The organism is Streptosporangium minutum (assembly GCF_002149035.1).
GTDB classification, from domain to species: Bacteria; Actinomycetota; Actinomycetes; order Streptosporangiales; family Streptosporangiaceae; genus Streptosporangium; species Streptosporangium minutum.
In genome coordinates, this window is sequence record NZ_NGFP01000185.1 from 1 (window position 1) to 18,756 (window position 18,756).

An 18,756-nucleotide genomic window follows, 5' to 3' on the forward strand; every position below is an offset into this window, starting at 1 on the left:
CGGTGTGACCGTCGGGGTGGGGCTGGGGTTCCCGCCGGCGCTGCCGTAGACCTCCATCTCGTACAGCGAGTATCCGTAGGCGGTGCCGCGGGCCGTGCCGTACAGCCGCACGTAGCGGCCGGTGCCGGACAGGGTCAGGTCGTCCACGGCGCCGTCGCCGGCGGTGGTCGAGTAGACGTCGGTCCAGGCGGAGCCGTCGGCCGAGGTCTGGATCCGGTACGCCTTGCCGTACGCCGCCTCCCAGGTCAGCTTGACCCGGGAGATCGTGGCGGACTGGCCGAGGTCGACGCGGAGCCACTCGGGGTCGTGGCCCTCCACGGAGGCCCAGCGGGTGGAGCCGCTTCCGTCGAAGGCCTTGGCCGGGGCCAGCGTGGAGTCCTCGCTGGAGGAGGCGGTGGCCGGACGGCCCTGGGACAGGAGGGAGTCGGCGGCGAAGCCGGGCGGCGCCAGGACGAACACCGACGCGATCAGTGCCGACGCCAGTGCGGGGACGAGGATGGTGGAGGGGTGACGGAGACGGGGTCTCACATGCACAGGGTCTGCCCTCTCTGCGATCAACTAGTTAGGAAAGATTCCTAACTAGGGAAAGATGGCACCATTTCTGATATGTCAGGTCAAGGGGGGAAGGGGGCCCAAATTACCACGGGCCGGTACGGCCTCCGGGTGACGGGCCGCGGCGCCCTCGGGGAGGAACGGCGGCCGCGCGACGCGAATGATCGCGATGTCCCGGAGCCGGCGGGTGCCTCTGGGTGCACCGGATTCCCGGTGAATGATTGAATCCCAACATGTCATTCGATGTGTTGATCAAGGGCGGCTGGGTGCTGGACGGCACGGGTGCCCCGGCCTTCCGGGCGGATGTCGGCATCACCGGGGACCGGATCGCCGCGGTGGGACGGCTGACCGGCGCGGAGGCCGCGACGGTGATCGACGCATCCGGCCGGCACGTCATGCCCGGCCTGATCGACTGCCATGCCCACGGGGACGCCCTGGTGTTCGACCCGGAGGTGCAGCTCGCCGCGCTCCGTCAGGGCGTGACCACGTTCGTCCTCGGCCAGGACGGCCTGTCCTTCGCGCCCGCCTCCACCCCGGAGACATTCGCCTACGCCACCCGCTACTTCGCGGCCGTCAACGGCACCCACCCGTCGGCCGACGGGCCGCTCAGCGTGCGGGAACTGCTGGCCGGCTACGACCGCGCGACCGCGCTGAACACCGCCTACCTGCTGCCGCACGGCACGATCCGCTACGACGTGATGGGCGCCGCCGAGCGGGCCGCCTCCCCCGGCGAGCGGGCCGAGATGCTCGCCCGCGTCGAGCGCGGCCTGTCGGAGGGCGCGGTGGGGCTGTCCACCGGCCTGGAGTACGCCCCGGGGCGCTACGCCGACGCCGAGGAGATCGCCGCGCTCTGCGCGCCGCTGGGCGGCCTGCCGTACGTGACGCACATGCGCGGGTACGGCGCGCTGGCCGGGACGGGCATGGCCGAGGTGACCGACATCGCCCGGCGGTCGGGCGCCGCCGTGCACGTCTCGCACTACCACGGTCCGGCGTCCACCCTGCTGCCGCTGGTCGACGAGGCCCGTCTCGACGGGCTGGACGTCACCTTCGACACCTACCCCTACCTGCGGGGCAGCACGATCCTGGCGATGGTCGCGCTGCCGTCGTGGATCCCCGCCGCCGACACCGACCGGGCGCTGGAGCTGCTGGAGTCCGAGCCGGTCGACTGGGATCCGGCGCTCTGGCGGAGGATCACCTTCTCCCACGTCCCCGGGGCCGAGTGGGCCGAGGGGCTGTCGCTCCCCGTCGCCGCCGCCAAGGCAGGGGTCGAGCCGGGGGAGTTCTGCCGCCGCATCCTGATCGACACCCGGCTTGAGGCCGGCTGCGTGACGGCCCGACCCGACGAGGGCCCCGAGGGTGAGGAGTCGGTGCGCGCGATCCTGCGCCACCCCGGGCACACGGGCGGCTCCGACGGCATCTACGTCGGCGGGCACCCCCATCCCCGGGGCTACGGCGCGTTCGCCCGCATGCTGGGCCGCCACGTCCGCGAGACCGGCGACTGGACCCTGGAGGAGGCCGCCGTCCACCTCGCCTCCCACCCCGCCCGCCGCTTCGGCCTCGCCGGCCGGGGCCTGATCCGCCCCGGGCAGGCCGCCGACGTCCTCGTCCTCGACTCCGGGACGGTCTCCGACCGGGCCACCTACGCCGCCCCGCGCACCCTGGCCACCGGCGTCGACGACGTCCTGGTCTCGGGAGTCCCCGTCCTGGCGGGGGGAGAGCTCACCGGGGCCACCCCCGGCCGGGCACTGCGCCCTTGAGGATAGGGTCCACCCAGGCAACCGAAGGGGGCATCGCGTGAAGGGGATCGTGGATCCCGGGAGGGCAGTGGGGTCGTCGCTGTTCGGAGGGGCGTTCAGCTTCCCCGTGATGGTGGCGCACCGCGGCGCGCTGGAGCACAACATCGCGACGCTCGCGGCCTTCGCCAGGGAGCACGGGCTGACCCTGGTCCCGCACGCCAAGACGACCATGTCGCCCGAGCTGGTCCGGGCCCAGCTCGACGCCGGCGCGTGGGGGCTGACCGCAGCCACTCCCAGTCAGGTGCTCACCCTGCGCGAGTTCGGCGTCTCCCGGATCATCCTGGCCAACCAGGTCTTCGACCCGGCGGGCCTCGCCGCCGTCGCGGCCTCGCTCGACGAGGACCCGTCGTTCGAGTTCATCTGCTTCGTGGACTCGGTGGCCGGGGTGGAGGCGCTGTCCGAGCACGCGGGGACCAGGCCGTTCCGGGTGCTGGCCGAGCTCGGGCACGAGGGCGGCCGGGGCGGCAGCCGCACGCTCGCGCATCTCCTGGAGGTCGCCTCGGCGGCGCAGGCGGCGGACGGCGTGGAGCTCGCGGGCGTCGCCGGCTACGAAGGATCGCTGCCGTCGGCCGGGGAGGTCCGGGCCTACCTGCACCGGCTGCTGGAGGCGCTGGAGCACCTGCGGGTGCGCGACCCGATCCTGTCGGTGGGCGGCAGCCAGTGGTTCGACCTGATCGGCCGGGAACTCGCCGCCTGCCAGGCCAGGATCATGCTGCGCAGCGGCGCGTACGTCAGCCACGACGACGGCTACTACCGCGAGCGCACGCCGTACACCCGGATCGAGGGCGAGCTGCGGGCCGCGCTGGAGATCTGGGCGCACGTGCTGACCGTTCCCGAGCCGGGCCTGGCCGTCGTCGGGTTCGGCAAGCGTGACGCCCCCTTCGACGAGGGGCTGCCGGTGCCGCGCGGGGCCGTCGCGGACGCGACGGTGCTCAAGGTCCAGGACCAGCACACGGTCCTGCGGCTCGGACCGGACACGCGGGTGAAGCCGGGAGACCTGGTGTCGTTCGGCATCTCCCATCCGTGCACCGCCTTCGACAAGTGGCGGGTCATGCCGGTGGTGGACGACGATTACGTCGTCGTCGACCTGATCACTACCTATTTCTGATCTGTTTCCCGTTGTTGATTCCCGTTGACCCAGTTGAGGAGTGGTGGCATGAGTGGCAAGCAGGAACTGCGGACCGATGAGGGCGCGGCGCCGGTCGGGGCGTACTCGCAGGGCCTCGTGGTCGGGGACTTCGTCTACACCTCGGGTGCGGGCCCCCTGGACTCCAGGACCGGTGAGGTGGTCGGTGTGGACGTGGCCGAGCAGACCCACCAGGTGATGCGCAACCTGGGCGCGATCCTCGCGGCCCACGGCCTCGGCTTCGACGACGTGGTGAAGTCGACCGTCCATCTGCAGCACCTCAAGCGGGACTTCGCCGCCTACAACGAGGTCTACAAGTCCTACTTCACCCAGCCGTACCCGGTCCGCACGACCGTCGGCTCCGACTTGATGGACATCCTGGTCGAGATCGACTTCGTGGCCTACAAGCCGCGTTAGAGTCTGACCGACTGCGTGGGAGGGCGGCGGCTTGGACAGCTCGCTATACGTCTATGTCGAGGACGTGCGCGGGGAAGGCCCGGACACGGTCCTTGACCGGATCACCGGATACGGCGTGGCGGGTGTGACCGTGGCCGCCGCCTACCGCCGCGCCCGCGACGTCACCCCGCACGGCCGGTCCCGGGTGACGGTCCGCCGGGACGGCGCGCACTTCGCGCCGCCCGAGGACCTGTTCGGCGGACTCCGCCTGGTCCCGCCCGTCCAGGAGGGCGCCGAAGAGGAGCCGCTGGCGGCCCTGCGCCTGGCCACCGCCGAGCGCGGCCTCAAGCTGCACGGCTGGACCGTCTTCCTGCAGAACACCACGCTCGGCCTGGCCAACCTCGACGTGACCGTGCGCAACTGCTTCGGCGACCGGGGCTCTCCCGCCGACCTGTGCCCCTCCCATCCGGACGTCCGCCTCTACGCGGTGGCGCTGGGCCGGGCGGTGGCCAGGCAGGGGGTGGACAGCGTGGTCGCCGAGGCGCTGCACTTCGGCGTCTTCAACTGCGGCAACCACAACGAGCGCAGTTTCGTCCCGCTCGGGCCGATGGATATCTTCCTGCTCGGCCTGTGCTTCTGCGACTTCTGCATGCGCCGCGCCGCCGACCTGGGCGTCAAGGCCGAGGTGGCGCGCGAGGAGTGCGCCAGGATCGTGGGCGGCGTGCTCGACGGCGACCCGCCCGCGCAGGGCGAGGTGACCCGGGCGGCGCTGACCGCCTACGCCGGACCCGAGGTGGTCGCCTACGCGCGGGCCCGCTCGGAGGTGGTGACCTCACTGGTCTCGGAGGTCTCCACGGCCGTCACCGACGAGGGCTCCAGACTGGTCTTCCTCGACGCGACCGGCTCGACCAAGGGCTACGTCCACGGACTGCCCCCGTCCGGGCTCGCCGCGCACGACTCCTGGCAGCTCGGCGTGGACCTGGTCGCCCTCGGCGACCTGGTGCCCTCGCTGGGCGTTCTCGCCTACGCCCGCGACGCCGCCAGGGTCGCCGACGACGTGGGCGCCTACCGGCGCTCGACGGGCAAGGACAGGGAGCTGCGGGTCGTGCTCCGGCCCGGCCTGCCCGACACCGACTCGGCCGACCGGCTCACCGCCAAGGTCCGGGCCGCCCGGTCCGCGGGAGCCGACGCGGTCGACTTCTACGCCTACGGGCTCATGCCGTACCCCATCCTCGACCGCATCCCGGGCGCGCTCTCCGGCTGACCCGCGGTGGCTCCTCGCCGAGCCCGGGGCGCACGGGCGATCCGGGGTGCACGGGTGATCCGGGGCGGCGTTCTCAGGACGGCCCGTCGAGGATCGCGCTCACCGCCTTCGCGGCGAAGTCGTCGTCGAGGGGGAGCCCTCTGAAGACCGTGCGCAACCACACCGCGCCGGCGAGCAGGTCCATGATCAACATTGGGTCGGCCGTGGCGGGCAGCTCGCCGCGCCGCCTCGCGCGGTCGAAGACCGCCTCCTCCCGGGCGAACCGGTCGGCGAAGAAGCGCCGGGTCGCCGCGGCGAGCTCAGGACGGTGTACGGCGGCGCCGAGCGCGGCCACCGCGACGTCGGCCGCCGGGGGCCGCGTGAGCAGCGCGGCCACCCCCTGGACCAGCGCCTCCAGGTCCGTTCTGAGGCTGCCGGTGTCGGGCGGCTCCATCGCGAGCAGGTCGGCCTCGACCAGTGCGGCGGCGAGCAGCGCCGCCTTGGACGGCCACCACCGGTAGATCGTGGTCTTGTTGACCCCCGACCGCTCGGCGACCCCTTCCACGGTCAGTCCCTCGTAGCCCTTGCCGGCGAGGAGTTCGAGTGTCGCCCGGAAGATCTGCTGTTCCTTGCGCGGTGCCATGCGCCCCACTGTAGCAACGCAACGGCGCGTTGTGTTTCAATGAAAGCAACGTACCGTTGCACTTTGGAGGTCAGCGATGCTGCCCGTCGTCCTCATCCACGGCATCCGGGTCAGCGGGACCATGTGGGGTCCCGTCGTCTCCCGTCTCGACCGGCCCGCGGCGGCCGTGGACCTGCCGGGCCACGGGACCCGTCGCGGTGAGCCGTTCTCGATGGACGCGGCGACCTCGGCCGTGGCCGATGCGATCGACTCGCTCGGCGGGCGGGCGCTCGTGGTGGGGCTCTCCCTCGGCGGCTACGTCGGCATCGCCACCGCCGGGCGCTTCCCCGGGCGGGTGGCCGGACTGGTGGCCATGGGAAGTACGGCCCGCAGCCCGTCGATGGCCGGGGTCTACCGCTCCGTCGCCTCGCTCGCCGCGCGCAACCCGGGGTACGCGGACCGGATCAGCTCCTATGCCCTGCGCCGCCTCCTGCCCGGCCCCGCCGGTGCGGCGATGGTGGCGGGAGGGCTGTCATGCGAGGTGATGCCGCAGGTCGTCGAGGCCGTCACCGGGCACGACCAGCTCGCCGCGCTGGCCGCCTATCCCGGGCGGGTATGGCTGGTCAACGGCACCCGCGACCCGTTCCGGAGCGACGAGCGCGACTTCCTCCGCGCCTGCCGGAACGGACGCCTGATCCTGATCCCCCGCCGGGGGCACCTGGGCGTGATGATGGCCCCCGGCCCGCTGGCCCGGCTGGTGGGCGACCTGTGCGATCAGGTCGACCGGCCGGAGAGGGCGGTGGCGACGCCGAGCCCCAGGTAGACGATCCCGCTGAAGTAGCGCAGCACGCTCGAACGGTCGCGCAGCCGCCTGCCGAGCGCGCCCGCGCCGGCGGCGTAGATCATGTCGGAGATCAGACCGAGGATCAGGAGGGTGCCGCCCAGGAGGGCGATCTGCAGCGGCACCGAACCCGCCGCCGGATCCACGAACTGCGGTAGGAACGCCAGGAAGAACAGGATCACCTTGGGGTTGAGCACGTTGACGATCACGCCTTCGAGGAAGATCGCGCGCAGCGGCTGCGGCGTGGCACGCTGGGCGGTGAGCTCCTGCCCGCCGGTCAGCGTCCGGACGCCCAGATAGATCAGATAGGCCACTCCGGCCCACTTGATCACGTTGAAGAGCGTGGCGGACCGGGCGACCACGTAGGAGAGCCCGGCCGCCGCCGCCGCGATGTGCACCAGGGTGCCGGTCTCCACGCCGAACGCGCTCGCCAGCCCGGCCGCCCGTCCCTGGGCGATGCCCCGGGCGGCGATGTAGAGGTGGTTGGGGCCGGGCACCAGGACCAGCGCCAGGGACGCCACCGCGAAGAGCAGAAATGTGGACGGAGAGACCATGACTCCGACCCTACGACCGCTCCGATCCCGGGGTGAGGACCATTCGCGGGTGCCGGCCGTGGACCATTCGGCCTGCTGTCGGTGTGTCGTGGCATACTCGCCGACGTGGGGTGGCAAAACGAGCACAGTGTTCTTATCGGGCGATTGGTAGAGCTCGACCGCCTGACCGTTGTGCTCGACTCGGCCGCCGCTGGTCTGGCCGGGGTGGCCCTCGTCGGCGGCGACGCGGGCATCGGCAAGACCCGGCTGGTGACGGAGCTGGGCGAGCGGGCCAAGGCCGCCGGCTTCGCCGTACTGGTCGGGCAGTGCGCCGAGCTCGGCGACGCGCTGCCGTACCTCCCGCTGGCGGACGCCCTACGCGGCGCGCGGGGCGAGCTGCGCGCGGCGCTCGACGCCCGGCCGGTCCTCGGCAGGCTGCTGCCCGGCGGCACCGACCTCGGCCCGGAGACCACCTCCGGCCTCACCCAGCAGCAGCTGTTCGGCTCGATGCTCGGGTTCCTGGCCGCGCAGCCCGTGCTGCTGATCCTGGAGGACCTGCACTGGGCCGATCAGTCCACCCGTGACCTGCTGGTCTTCCTCAGCCGGATGCTGCAGACCGAGCGCGTCTGCCTGGTCGGCACCTACCGGACCGACGACCTCCACCGGCGCCACCCGCTGCGCCGGGTCCTCGCCGAGCTCAAACGCCTTCCCTCGGTGACGGCCGTCAAGCTGAGCCCGCTCGACCGCGGTGAGATGACCGACTACCTGGCCGCACTCGGTGGCGACGACGTCCAGATGGTCAGCGAGGTCGTCGACCGGGCCGAGGGCAACCCGTTCTACGCCGAGGAGCTCCTGGAGGCGGCGATCGACGGCTCCTCGATGACCGACGGCCTGGCCAGCCTGCTGCTCTCCCGGGCGGAGCTGCTCTCCGACGCGGCCCAGCGGGTCCTCCGAGGCGCGGCCGTCGCGGGCCGGCGGGTCGACCACGACCTGCTCCGGGAGGCCTCCGGCCTGGACGAACTGGCCTTCGAGGAGGCCATGCGGGAGATCGTCTCGCGCGGTCTCCTCCGCACCAACGGGGAGTACGGCTACGCCTTCCGGCACGCCCTGCTCCAGGAGGCCGTCTACACCGATCTGCTGCCGGGCGAGCGGACCCGGATGCACTCCGAGTTCGCCCGCCTGCTCACCGCCCGCAAGGGCGCCGCCGCCGAGCTCGCCTACCACTACCTGGCCGGTCACGACCTCGCCGAAGCCCTGTCCGCCTCGGTGGAGGCCGGGCGGCGGGCCGAGCGCCTCGGCGCCCCCGCCGAGGCGCACCGCCACTTCGAGCAGGCGCTCGGCCTCTGGGACCGGGTCCCCGAGGCCGAGCGCCTCGCCGGGACGGACCACGTCCGACTCGCGCTGCGCACCGCCGCCGCGGCGGCCGACATGGGGGACAACCACCGGGCCATCGCCTACGCGCGGCAGATCCCCCCGTCGGCCGAGGCCTCGGAGCGGCTCGCCTACTACCTCTACGACTCCGACGACGTGCCGGGGGCGGTCACGGCCGCCGAGGCGGCCGTGACCGCGGCCCCTCCCGGGACCCCCGTCCTCGCCAGGGCGCTGGCCACGCTCTCCCGCGCGCTCAGCTGGGGCACGCGGCACGCGGAGGTCAGACCCCTCGCCGACCGCGCGCTGGAGGTCGCCAGGGCCACGGGGGCGAGCGACGCGGAGAAGAGCGCGACGATCATGCTGGCCTCCTGCGCGGAGTTCGAGGGCGACCTCACCCGGGCGGAGGAGCTGTTCGGCTCCGCCGCCGCCCGTGACTCCGGCGACCTCGCCATGGACCTGCGCGCGATCTTCCACTACGCCCGGATCCAGTTCGAGCGCGGCTCCATGGCCACCGCCGCCGTGACCGCCGACCGAGGCGTGCGGCTGGCGAGAGACACCGGCCTCACCTGGAGCACCTACGGCACCGACCTGAGGTTCCTGCAGTTCCTGATCCGCTACATGGCGGGGGAGTGGACGCAGGCCCAGGAGACGGCCGCCGGATTCGGTACGCGCGTCGGCAAGGTCCCCGAGGCCATCCTCTCCTCCTTCGCGCTGTTCATCGAGGTCGCCATGGGGATGCCCGCGGTCGAGGAACGGCTGACCTGGCTCCGGCCGTTCTGGTCGGACTCCCTGGTCGCCTACATGTCCCGGGGCCTGGCCGCCGAGCACGCCCTCTGGCGGCAGGAGCCCGAGCTCGCCCTGGGGCACGCGACCGCGGTCCTCGACACCATGGACTCCGGGGACGTGGGCAACATCCGCATCAGCGCGGTCGCGCTGTGGGCGCTGGCCGACCTCGGCCGCACCGACGGCGCCGACGAGCTGCTCGCCCGCGCGCGGCGGGCGGCCCGGGCAGGGATGGGGTTCGAGGGGCGGGCCTGGCTGGCGCGGGCGGAGGCCGAGTGGCACCGCGCGCACGGCCGCGCCGACGTCGAGGCGTGGCGTGCGGTGGTCGAGGCGTTCGACGTCGGGTTCGTCTACGAGGCCGCGCGCTCCCGGTGGCGGCTGGCCGAGGCGCTGCTCGCCTCGGGGGAGCGCGTCGCGGCGCTGAAGGAGTGGGAGCGCGCCGTCGAGGACGCCGCGTCACTGGGCGCCCGGCCGCTGAGCGAGGCCCTGGCGGAGCTGGGCCGCCGGGCCCGGTTCGCCCCGGCACAGGCGGGACTGCTCACCGGCCGGGAGCGGGAGGTGCTCGCCCTGGTGGCCGAGGGCCTGCCCAACCGTGAGATCGGCGAGCGGCTGTTCATCGCGCAGAAGACGGTGAGCGTGCACGTCTCCAACATCCTGGGCAAGCTCGGCGTCTCCTCCCGCACCCAGGCCGCCGCCGTGGCCCGGAAGGACGGCCTGCTCTAGCCGCTGCGGGTGGCGAGAGCCAGGTCGCGGACGACCTGGATGAGCTCGGCCGGATCGAACGGCTTGGTGAGGTAGGCGTCGACCCCGATGCCGAGCCCCCGGCGCTTGTCGTCCTCCTGAGCCCGTGCGGTGATCAGGACCACCTTGATGTGGCGGGTCTCCTCGTCGCCTCGCAGCCTGGTGGCGGTCATCCAGCCGTCCAGCCGGGGCATCATGACATCCAGCGTGATCACGTCGGGCATCACGTCGAGCACCCGATCCAGGCAGTCCTGCCCGTCGTAGGCGGTCTCCACCTGGAACCCCTCCAGGGTCAGGTTGACCGCGATGAGCTGTCGGATGACCTCGTCGTCATCCACCACCAATATCTTGCCCAGAACCTCGCCCACGGCCGTGAGGCTAACTCCTCCAAGGCGTGTCACGCGCGGTTTTCGGTGGATGCGTACGGACAGCCATCCGTTGACGGAGGGTTTCCCGGAAAGCGGCGAGGTCCTGACGCCGGCTGTCGTACGGCCTGTCCCGCCGCTTTTCTCGCGGGCCGCGCTCATTGCCGCCGGTGTACGGCAGGGCCCGGTGAGGCGGCCGTGCGGACGCTCGTCGTGGCCGGTCGGCTCGGCGGAGGGCACGGGCGGCGGCCCGTCCCGGATTCCGGCCTGAGCGCGTTCCGCTCCCCATCCGGCGGAGCGAGATCGCGTGGAGTGACCAGCGTGTGACGGCATCCACGTACGGCGGAATTCGTGTGCGGGACCCCGCTGACATGGAGGTTGCCAAGCCTGTAGGCTCCCCGATGTCGATCTTGAAGCGCTATAAGCGCTTCGCGAAGATTGTCCCCGTGGGTGACCAATGCCCACATCAAGAAATCTTGATACAGCTACCGCTTAAAAGGGGACCGAACTATGAAGACCACCATGAAGCGCCTGTCCGCCGGGATGGCCACCGCTGTCGCCGCCACCGCTGTGGCCGTCACCCTGCTGCCGGGCGTGGCCTCCGCCCAGGTGATCAGCCGGATTTACTCGTACACCAGCACTGGCGCGAAGCAGTGCAACAGCGACGCCAACATGGCCGGCCCCGGCTACTACTGCACCACGACCAAGATTGCCGGCACCAAGTTCTGGGCCCTGGCCCACGCCTAGAAGCTGTTCCGCCATTTGATCTCTATGTCACTTCCCGTCGCGGCGTGCGCGGGATCCGACCGATGAGCAGCGGTCGATATCGGGGCCGATGCTCCTGCGTACGGCCGGACGTGCCCGTCCGGCCGTATGGCGAACCACCGGTTCGGCTGTCCCCTCGCCCCTGATGGACGATTGTCCTGTGGGCCGGAACGGGCGCCCCTTACCGTGTTCTGTGGGCCGGAACGGGCGCCGCTTACCGGAGGGCTTGCCGGGCCGTGTGGCGAGGTGCCGGTGAAGCCGCTCCACGCCCTGCCGAGCATGCGTCCCAGGTAGCTCGACGGCTGTGAAAGCACCAGGTGGGCTCCCTGTGCAGCTCTAGATCAACTTCCTGTGTACGGGCGTCCGAGCGTTATCCACAGAACTCGGTTCGGCTCCTCGGGGAACACCCCCTCCCGCGCATTCTGAGGCCTCGATCGTTCATCGAGCCCAGGGAGGGCACGCATGATCACGACAGTCTTCACCGCCACCGTCCTCGCGGCGGCCTTCGCAGGGGGCCCTCAGGCCTCTCCTGCCCGTCCCTGTCCGCAGGCCGTCGACGGCTGGAGGCGCCTGCTGTCCGAGGCCGAGCTGCCGGACGGCGTCCGGAGATGGTTCGAAGAAAGAGTCCGTCTCGTGCTCGCCACTGCCTGCGGGGCCGGCCGCACGAGCCCGGAGTTCCCGCCCCGGGCTGTCCGGGTCGACGCTGAGGACACTCTCTCCGGCAGTCGCGTCCCCCAGTCGCCGGACGCCACCGTCTCCGGCCTCGGACCTTCCGACGCCACCGGCCCTTCCGGCTCCGCTTCCGCCGGCGCCGCAGGCACCGCCGGCTTCCCCGGTTCCGGATCCCCTGATGCCGTCGGCCCTTCTGGCTCTGATTCCTCCGCTTCCGCCGGCGCCGCAGGCTTCCCTGGTTCCGGATCCCCTGATGCCGTCGGCCCTTCTGAGTCCGGTCCCTCCGATGCCGCCGGTTCCCCTGGTTCCGGGTCCTCCGACGCCACTCGCTCCTCCGGTCCCGAATCTTCCGGTGGGGCCGGTTCTTACGGACCTGGATCGCCCGTGCGGGTCCGCCAGCCGGCCGTCGTCTCCTCCGGCAGGCCGGAGGTCTCGCGTGCCCCGTCAGGCCCATCCCGTGCTCGGTCGGCCCCCACCCGGCGGTCAGGTCTCCCCTCGCCGGGGCAGACGGCGGTGGCCGCAGCGCTCCGTCAGGTCGGCAGGCCGTACGTCTGGGGCGGCGGTTCCAGCGCGGGCCCGACCGGTGGGGGCTTCGACTGCTCCGGCCTCGCGCTGCACGCCTGGTCCAGGGCGGGAGCCGCGCTCACCCATTACACCGGCAGCCAGTTCCGGCAGGGGCGCCGCGTGCCGTTCTCCCAGCTCCGTCCCGGAGATCTGGTCTTCTTCGGAGGCGGCACCGGAGACCCCACCCACGTGGGCGTCTACGTGAAGAACGGCGTCATGGTGCACGCTCCCAAGACCGGCGACATCGTCAGGACGACGGACTTCGCCGCCTCCACCTACTACCGCTCGCGCTACCGGGGAGCGGTCCGTCCGACCCCTCGGACAGCTGCCAGTTAAGGGCCGGTGCCCCTGAGATCGTCTACTTCGCGCTCCGAGTGTCGGTTCCCCTCAAGATGCTGGTAATCTAATCACTCGTTGGCCCCCTTAGCTCAGGGGATAGAGCACCGGCCTCCGGAGCCGGGAGCGCAAGTTCGAATCTTGCAGGGGGCACACAAGCCAGGCCAGCCCGAACATGGGCCTGACCTGCGGACAGAACGCCGAAGCGGGCGGGACTCCAGTCTCATGGAATCCCGCCCGTTCTCGTTGGAACTCGCGGGTTGTGGGCCAGGTGTGCAGCCTCGGGGCGGCCGATCCCTCGCGCCTGCAGTCTGAAAATCAACCCAACCCGGCGATCGTTTCCGGTGACAGCACGGGCTACGCTCCTTCGTCACTGGACTGTTCACCCGTGGCGGGCCGGTCTGCCATCAGGTAGGCGCGTACCGCGTGGTCGTAGCGGGCCCGGTCGACGTTCCACGCCTCGGTGTGCTCGCCCCGCGGGAACTCTTCGAAGGTGATGTCCCAGTTCAATCGCCGGCCCGTGGCCACCAGGCCGTGGGCTTCTTCGATCGGATGATCGGTATCCGGAGTGGTGTGGATCAATAGCAGCGGTGGCCTGACCTTGGGCGGGTGGCGGATAAGGCTGAGCCGGTCCACATCCACACCGGTCCTCCACTGGACGACCTGGTTCGACAGTGGGGCGACGAAGGCAGGCAGGTGGTAGTTCCGCGCGCCCTGCTCGGCCGTCATCCGTACGTCGATCATCGGTGCATCCATGATCACCCTGTTGACCAGCCCAGCCAATTCCGACCTGGCCAGAAACTGTCCGACGATCTGTCCGCCCATCGACGTTCCGTACAGCACGAACCGCTTGGCCCCCAACTGCTGTGCCCTGCGCAGCGCGGCCTCCAGATCACGCCACTCCGAGTCGCCCAAATGGAGCAGCCTGTCGGGGGAATCCGGCGCGCCTTCATCGTTGCGGTAGCTGATGTCCAGGAAAGGCAGTTCAAGGTCGTGCACCACGGGAAGGACCTTCAGTTCGGCCTTGCGCCGCCCGTTCTGCCCGTGCACAGCCACGAACCACGTGGTCCCTCTGCCGGGCACATACCAGGCGGGGGCGGGTCCCAACTCGGTCGGAATCATGATCTCGGAGAAGTCGATGCCCCAGGCCACTTCGGGATCGCCTGGCGGGACATTGCCAAAGTGTCCCGGTGTCCCCACGGAAGGCATGGTGCCGCGGAGCACCTGGCGCGTGACCTTCCCCGGCGGTCGCGCCACGATGCTGCCCAGCATGGTGTACGAGCCCGTCCACTCCAACCAATAGGTGCCGGGTTTGGTTGTCTCGTGCGTCTCGGTCAGTGTGACCGTTCTATCCCCCACGGCGAGTACGTTGGTGTTGCTCTCGCCGTAGTGAACGACCTTCACGCTGGCTTCGCTGCCGGACCAGGCACCGAACGCGACTCCACCCAGCACCAGCACCAGCACGATGACCAGGGCCTTCTTAAACACAGAGGCCATTGAGAATCCTCCGTACGTTCCGCTCGCACAAGTCCCTGAATGCGGGTTCGTCCAGCCCGATGCGCCCACCGAGGTAGAGCTGGACCAGCCCCTGGGTAGCCGAGGTCAACACCAAGGCGGCCTCCAGCGGAACATCTGTACGCAGGATTCCGGCCGCCATTCCGTCCTCGATGATCGACACGATCCGTTCGAAGGCGGGCGAGCCGCCACTCTTGAAGTCGTCGGGGAAATGCCTGGCCTGCTCGTGCTGGTCGGTCATCACGAACCTGTACAGGTGCGGGCTGCCCAGGGCGAAGTCGAGGAAATCATGCATGAGGCCGATCAACCTGGCCTGCCAGTCGCCTTCCGCGACTCGAGCGCCCCAGTTCTCTGCGAGTTCGTGCAGGGTCGCATCGGCCACGGCCTGCAGCAGTGCCTGCCGATTCGGATAGTGCTTGTAAATGGCCATCGGGGTGATCCCCACGATGCCGGCAACGCGACGCATACTCACGGCCTCTGAGCCTTCGTGGATGAGGATGTCCCGCGCCACCTCGGCGATCTTCTCCGCGGTATTCATGTCTACAGCGTATACAAGACGGTTAACGGTGTATACCGCTTGGGTCGGGAATCCTTGGATCGTGTATCGCCATATCGGAGCCCCGGTCATCCCGCTGCACTCGACGTCGGCGACTTCAGGAGCTGGAGCGAGACGGCGGCTGCCGAGCCCAGGTCGAGCGACCTGCATGCGACAGGCCCAAGATGGGGTTCGACAGCGTCGTCATGGTGCTGGGCGTCGTGGATCAGGCCGCACCGCGGCATGTTTTTCGGGCAAGTGCGACCTGCTTGTGACGTCGCAGGCTCCGGGCGGACGGCTGGGTCCTGCCGGCGGGGAGCCACGTGGTAGCCGCCTCGTCAGTCCATCCGCATGTGGACGGCGGAGCAGCGGCGTCTGATTTAGAGTTGACTTAAATAAGTGGAGACTGAAATAGTGCATGGGTGCACGCGTTCGACGTTCTCGGTGACCCGGTGCGACGCCGAATACTGGAGCTGCTCGCCGACGGAGAGCAGGCCGCCGGCGCTGTCAGCGAGGTCGTCCGCGCCGAGTTCGGCATCTCGCCGCCTGCGGTGTCTCAGCACCTGCGTGTGCTGAGGGAGTCGGGCTTCGTCACCGTCCGTCCGGACGGTACGCGGCGCCTCTACGCGGTGGAAGCAGCACCTCTGCAGGAGATCGACATCTGGCTGGAACGGTTCCGGCAGTTCTGGAGCCAGCGCCTGGACGCGTTGTCCACCGAACTCGTCCGCGGCAAACGCGAACAGCGCGACACCGGTGCAGACGTTGCCGGGACACCGGATCGTCGTCAGGAGCCCAAGTCCGTCAGCGAGGAGGACATGTGATCGACATCGCCGACCAGATCAACACCGCCCAGCGCGCGATGGGCAATCAGGCAGTCGCCGCCGGTGAAGGGCGATCGGTGCTGCCGCGCCGGGTCTACGACGCTCCGATCGAGGACGTCTGGAGCGCCTGCACCGACCCGGAGCGGCTCGGCCGATGGCTGGGCCCGGTCGAGGGCATGCCGACCGGAGTCGAGGTGCGCCCGGCGCCCGGCGACGACATCGCCGCGGCCATCGCGTTCGCGGTGCGGCACCTCGCCCACGAGACCAGTGGTGACCGCTGATGACCCGCGACCTCACCTCCGCCGCCGGCAGGGCGCCCGGGGCAGTCGCCCGGTCGACGAGAACGCTGCTGGCCTGCGGCATTGTCGCCGGACCGCTTTACATCGTCGTGGTCGTCCTGCAGATGCTCACCAGGGACGGATTCGACATCAGCCGGCACCCGGCCAGCATGCTGAGCAACGGCGACCAAGGATGGATCCAGATCGCCAACTTCGTGGTCAGCGGCCTGCTGTTCGTGGCGTGTGCCATCGGACTGCACCGGGTCCTCGGCCCGGCGGCGAGTCCGGGAGGTACGTGGGGACCGCGGCTGATCGGTGTCTTTGGCGCCGGGATGCTCGGCGCGGCCGCTTTCTCCGCCGACCCCGCCGACGGCTTCCCGCCGGGCACTCTGAAGGGCCCTCCGACCACGATGAGCTGGCACGCAGGGGTGCACCTGCTGGTCGCCGCAATCGCCTTTCTCGCGCTCGTCGCCGCATGCTTTGTCTTCGCCCGGCGGTTCGTCGCGGCCCGCCGTCCCGGTTGGGCGGCCTTCAGCGGCGTGACCGGCGCGGCTTTCCTCGCCACCTGGAGCTCGATCTTCGCCCTGCAGGGATCCCGCCCAGCCAACGTCGCCTTCGCTGTCGCCATCGCCCTCGCCCTGGCATGGGCGTCGCTCCTCGCCGCGCATCATCGGACCCTGACCGGCGGCAGAGTGAAACCGAGCGAACCGGCGGCAGAGTGAAACCGAGCGAAACCATCGGCGCGCGGCCCCGGTAAGTGCGCCGACGCGGTCGCGTTCGCCCCGCCGGGGAATGGGGGACCCGGGGAATGGGGGACCGACTCGGGCGGACACCGGATGGCACCTGCTGGGCGAGGGATCAAGATGATGGAAAGGGGGCTGAGGTGACGGGGACGACCGTAGCCGAGGTGATGGCCGAGCTGGCCGTGCTCGAGGACCCGAAGGCACGCGAGGTGAACAAGAAACACGGTGACGATCACGGTGTGAACCTCAGCAAGCTGCGCGAGCTCGCGAAGCGGCTGAAGACGCAGCAGGAACTCGCGCGCCGGCTCTGGGAGACGGCTGACACCGCGGCGAGACTGCTGGCGATCCTGATCTGCCGCCCGAAGGCGTTCGAGCGTGACGAGTTGGACGTCATGGTGCGCGAGGCGCGTACACCTAAGGTGCACGACTGGCTCGTGAACTACGTGGTCAAGAAGAACCCGCACTCAGAAGAGCTGCGCCTGGCCTGGTCCGCCGATCCGGATCCAGTGGTCGCGAGTGCCGGCTGGGCGCTGACCACCGAACGCGTGGCCAAGAAGCCCGAGGGCCTCGACCTCGCAGGACTGCTCGACGTCATCGAGGCGGAGATGAAAGACGCCCCGGATCGCCTGCAGTGGGCGATGAACCACTGTTTGGCGCAAATCGGGATCGAGCACGCCGAGCACCGCGCCCGTGCAATCGACATCGGTGAACGGCTGGAGGTGCTCAAGGATTACCCGACTCCTCCGAACTGCACGTCTCCGTTCGCGCCCATCTGGATCACCGAGATGGTGCGCCGAGCGTCCACCTCGGCCTCGACTGCGGTTGGATGATCAGGCGGGCGACGTTTCCGCTCCCGATTCCATCGGGGGTTCCCGGCGCCACTTCCGTGCCCCAGAGGACACGACACGCTCAGTATTCGACTGGTTCCCCTCGGTCGTCAACTCGAAGCCGCCCGGCATCCTGGAGTGGTGGGCTCGCGCAGCCAGGAGGTCAGGACTCCAGCGCTGGCGCGTTGCCCACGGCTCCACGCTGCTCCTCGAAGGTCGCCGACCCGGTCACCCGCAGACCGACCCGGTCACCCGCAGACCGAGCGAGTCGCCCGCCGCCTCGTCGACCGAGAACAGGGCCTCGTCCGGGTCCTGTTTTCTGGAAGCGACGGCCTTGGCCGGCGCCTCGGTGGAACGGGCCCGTTCCAGCAACCGCATCGGCAGCCGCGTATGGCAGCCACATTCCGGCGCGTGGTGGCTGACTCTCAGCTGTCGTGTTCCGGTGTGTCCGGCGGCCGGTTTCTCAGCTGCCGAGCCTGCGGAACCTGCGCACCGACAGAGGGAGGAAGATCGCGGTCAATAGCAGTGGCCACACAACCGCCATGGGCATCGCATTTTGCGCGATCCAGGACTCACCTCCCCAACCGGGGTTGCCGAAGAGTTCGCGGGTCGCCGAGGCCGTCGCGGAGAGCGGGTTCCACGCGGCGATCGCGCCGAGCCAGGCCGGCATGGTGGCCGGATCGACGAACACGTTGGACAGGAAGCCGACGGGCCAGACCAGGATCTGGACGGAGGCCAGCGATTCGGGTCCTCCGGCGACGAGCCCGATGAGGATGCCGGCCCAGAGCAGGGCGGCGCGCAGCAGCAGGAGTAGCCCGACGGCGGCCAGCGCGGCGGCGGGCCCGCCGTGCCATCGCCAGCCCAGCAACAGCCCGGCTCCGATCATGATGGACAGCCCGACGATCGAGTTGAGCATGTCCGCGGCACACCGGCCCAGGACGACCGCGGAGGCGTTCATGGGCATCGAACGGAACCGGTCGGTCACCCCCCTGGACGCGTCGGTGGCGACCGCCGTCATTGTGGTCTCCAGGCCGAAGAGCATGGTCATGGTGAACATGCCCGGCATCAGGAACTCGAAGTAGCCGCCACCGCCGGGGACGCTGATGGCGCCGCCGAAGAGGCCGCCGAACATCAGAACGATCATGACGGGGAAGGCCCAGCCGACGATGACCGTGCCGGGCCGGAGCGCCCAGTGGTTCAGGTCGCGGCGGGTGATGGTCCAGGCGTCTGTCAGCGCCCAGCCGGCTCGGGACAGCGGGGAGCGGCGGGGGAGGGCAGGGGTGGTGGTGCTCAAGCCGAGGCCTCCGTGGCGGTAGCGGAACCGGTGGTCG

General features: G+C 70.5%; 20 protein-coding genes and 1 tRNA gene. 13 read left to right on the forward strand and 8 right to left on the reverse strand.

The window, feature by feature from the left end; all coding sequences use genetic code 11:
• The coding region (locus CA984_RS31110; protein ID WP_242676273.1) for a discoidin domain-containing protein at positions 1 to 528 on the reverse strand (528 nt) is incomplete at its 3' end.
• A gap of 257 nt (positions 529 to 785) precedes the next feature.
• On the opposite strand from CA984_RS31110, the gene CA984_RS31115 reads away from it, so the two are divergent.
• Genes CA984_RS31115 through CA984_RS31130 form a run of 4 tightly spaced genes read left to right on the forward strand, consistent with a single transcriptional unit; the run spans position 786 to position 5,134 of the window.
• Complete coding sequence (locus tag CA984_RS31115) at positions 786 to 2,309, forward strand: N-acyl-D-amino-acid deacylase family protein (protein WP_086577055.1); 1,524 nt, start codon at positions 786 to 788, stop codon at positions 2,307 to 2,309.
• 37 nt (positions 2,310 to 2,346) lie between these two features.
• Entirely contained in the window at positions 2,347 to 3,456 is a 1,110-nt protein-coding gene (locus CA984_RS31120; RefSeq protein ID WP_086577056.1) for an alanine racemase, read from the forward strand.
• A 48-nt stretch (positions 3,457 to 3,504) separates the two neighbouring features.
• Positions 3,505 to 3,891 carry a Rid family detoxifying hydrolase gene (locus tag CA984_RS31125; protein ID WP_086577057.1) on the forward strand — a complete coding sequence of 129 codons (387 nt, stop codon included), beginning with the start codon at positions 3,505 to 3,507 and terminating at the stop codon, positions 3,889 to 3,891.
• A 31-nt stretch (positions 3,892 to 3,922) separates the two neighbouring features.
• Positions 3,923 to 5,134 carry a hypothetical protein gene (locus CA984_RS31130; protein ID WP_086577058.1) on the forward strand — a complete coding sequence of 404 codons (1,212 nt, stop codon included), beginning with the start codon at positions 3,923 to 3,925 and terminating at the stop codon, positions 5,132 to 5,134.
• A gap of 73 nt (positions 5,135 to 5,207) precedes the next feature.
• Here CA984_RS31130 and CA984_RS31135 read toward each other — a convergent pair whose 3' ends face one another.
• Positions 5,208 to 5,756 (reverse strand): TetR/AcrR family transcriptional regulator, encoded by a 549-nt coding sequence (locus tag CA984_RS31135; RefSeq protein WP_086577069.1) that lies wholly within the window; start codon positions 5,754 to 5,756, stop codon positions 5,208 to 5,210.
• A 76-nt stretch (positions 5,757 to 5,832) separates the two neighbouring features.
• Here CA984_RS31135 and CA984_RS31140 point away from each other — a divergent pair, with 76 nt between their 5' ends.
• A complete protein-coding gene (locus CA984_RS31140) occupies positions 5,833 to 6,558 on the forward strand; it encodes an alpha/beta fold hydrolase (protein ID WP_086577059.1) in 726 nt (241 codons plus the stop codon).
• On the opposite strand, the gene CA984_RS31145 is transcribed toward CA984_RS31140, so the two are convergent.
• Entirely contained in the window at positions 6,510 to 7,130 is a 621-nt protein-coding gene (locus CA984_RS31145; RefSeq protein ID WP_086577060.1) for a LysE family translocator, read from the reverse strand. The two genes, CA984_RS31140 and CA984_RS31145, sit on opposite strands and share 49 nt — an antisense overlap.
• Before the next feature lie 144 nt (positions 7,131 to 7,274).
• Here CA984_RS31145 and CA984_RS48870 point away from each other — a divergent pair, with 144 nt between their 5' ends.
• Entirely contained in the window at positions 7,275 to 9,986 is a 2,712-nt protein-coding gene (locus CA984_RS48870; protein ID WP_278249070.1) for a helix-turn-helix transcriptional regulator, read from the forward strand.
• Here the strand turns inward: CA984_RS48870 and CA984_RS31155 are convergent.
• Entirely contained in the window at positions 9,983 to 10,372 is a 390-nt protein-coding gene (locus CA984_RS31155) for a response regulator transcription factor (protein ID WP_242676274.1), read from the reverse strand. The two genes, CA984_RS48870 and CA984_RS31155, sit on opposite strands and share 4 nt — an antisense overlap.
• Positions 10,373 to 10,879: 507 nt before the next feature.
• Between CA984_RS31155 and CA984_RS31160 the strand changes: the two genes are divergently transcribed.
• From CA984_RS31160 to CA984_RS31170, 3 genes are all read left to right on the forward strand, one after another.
• On the forward strand, positions 10,880 to 11,116 hold the full coding sequence (locus tag CA984_RS31160; RefSeq protein WP_086577062.1) for a hypothetical protein: 237 nt from the start codon (positions 10,880 to 10,882) through the stop codon (positions 11,114 to 11,116).
• 1,203 nt (positions 11,117 to 12,319) lie between these two features.
• Positions 12,320 to 12,706, forward strand: coding sequence for a C40 family peptidase (locus CA984_RS45630; protein ID WP_242676275.1), 387 nt, complete (start codon positions 12,320 to 12,322; stop codon positions 12,704 to 12,706).
• 81 nt (positions 12,707 to 12,787) lie between these two features.
• A tRNA-Arg gene (locus CA984_RS31170) sits at positions 12,788 to 12,859 on the forward strand.
• A 204-nt stretch (positions 12,860 to 13,063) separates the two neighbouring features.
• Here CA984_RS31170 and CA984_RS31175 read toward each other — a convergent pair.
• Together CA984_RS31175 and CA984_RS31180 are read right to left on the reverse strand one after the other, a co-directional pair.
• Positions 13,064 to 14,203, reverse strand: a complete 1,140-nt coding sequence (locus CA984_RS31175) for an alpha/beta hydrolase family protein (protein ID WP_086577064.1) — start codon at positions 14,201 to 14,203, stop codon at positions 13,064 to 13,066.
• Positions 14,187 to 14,759, reverse strand: coding sequence for a TetR/AcrR family transcriptional regulator (locus CA984_RS31180; RefSeq protein ID WP_086577065.1), 573 nt, complete (start codon positions 14,757 to 14,759; stop codon positions 14,187 to 14,189). Before CA984_RS31180 ends, CA984_RS31175 begins: the two co-directional genes overlap by 17 nt.
• Before the next feature lie 419 nt (positions 14,760 to 15,178).
• Here CA984_RS31180 and CA984_RS31185 point away from each other — a divergent pair, with 419 nt between their 5' ends.
• The 4 genes from CA984_RS31185 to CA984_RS31200 all read left to right on the forward strand — a co-directional run bounded on the left by CA984_RS31185 (position 15,179) and on the right by CA984_RS31200 (position 17,428).
• Positions 15,179 to 15,577, forward strand: coding sequence for an ArsR/SmtB family transcription factor (locus CA984_RS31185; protein WP_086577066.1), 399 nt, complete (start codon positions 15,179 to 15,181; stop codon positions 15,575 to 15,577).
• Positions 15,574 to 15,858 (forward strand): SRPBCC domain-containing protein, encoded by a 285-nt coding sequence (locus CA984_RS31190; RefSeq protein ID WP_086577067.1) that lies wholly within the window; start codon positions 15,574 to 15,576, stop codon positions 15,856 to 15,858. The genes CA984_RS31185 and CA984_RS31190 overlap by 4 nt, the downstream gene beginning before the upstream one ends.
• Positions 15,858 to 16,577, forward strand: a complete 720-nt coding sequence (locus tag CA984_RS31195; RefSeq protein ID WP_086577068.1) for a DUF998 domain-containing protein — start codon at positions 15,858 to 15,860, stop codon at positions 16,575 to 16,577. Before CA984_RS31190 ends, CA984_RS31195 begins: the two co-directional genes overlap by 1 nt.
• Before the next feature lie 188 nt (positions 16,578 to 16,765).
• The gene (locus CA984_RS31200; RefSeq protein WP_086577071.1) at positions 16,766 to 17,428 is read left to right on the forward strand and encodes a DNA alkylation repair protein; all 663 of its coding nucleotides are present in this window, start codon (positions 16,766 to 16,768) and stop codon (positions 17,426 to 17,428) included.
• Positions 17,429 to 17,653: 225 nt separating this feature from the next.
• On the opposite strand, the gene CA984_RS46545 is transcribed toward CA984_RS31200, so the two are convergent.
• Together CA984_RS46545 and CA984_RS31205 are read right to left on the reverse strand one after the other, a co-directional pair.
• Positions 17,654 to 17,803 carry a hypothetical protein gene (locus CA984_RS46545; RefSeq protein ID WP_165781482.1) on the reverse strand — a complete coding sequence of 50 codons (150 nt, stop codon included), beginning with the start codon at positions 17,801 to 17,803 and terminating at the stop codon, positions 17,654 to 17,656.
• An 85-nt stretch (positions 17,804 to 17,888) separates the two neighbouring features.
• On the reverse strand, positions 17,889 to 18,719 hold the full coding sequence (locus CA984_RS31205; protein ID WP_086577072.1) for an ABC transporter permease: 831 nt from the start codon (positions 18,717 to 18,719) through the stop codon (positions 17,889 to 17,891).
• Positions 18,720 to 18,756: the final 37 nt, after the last annotated feature.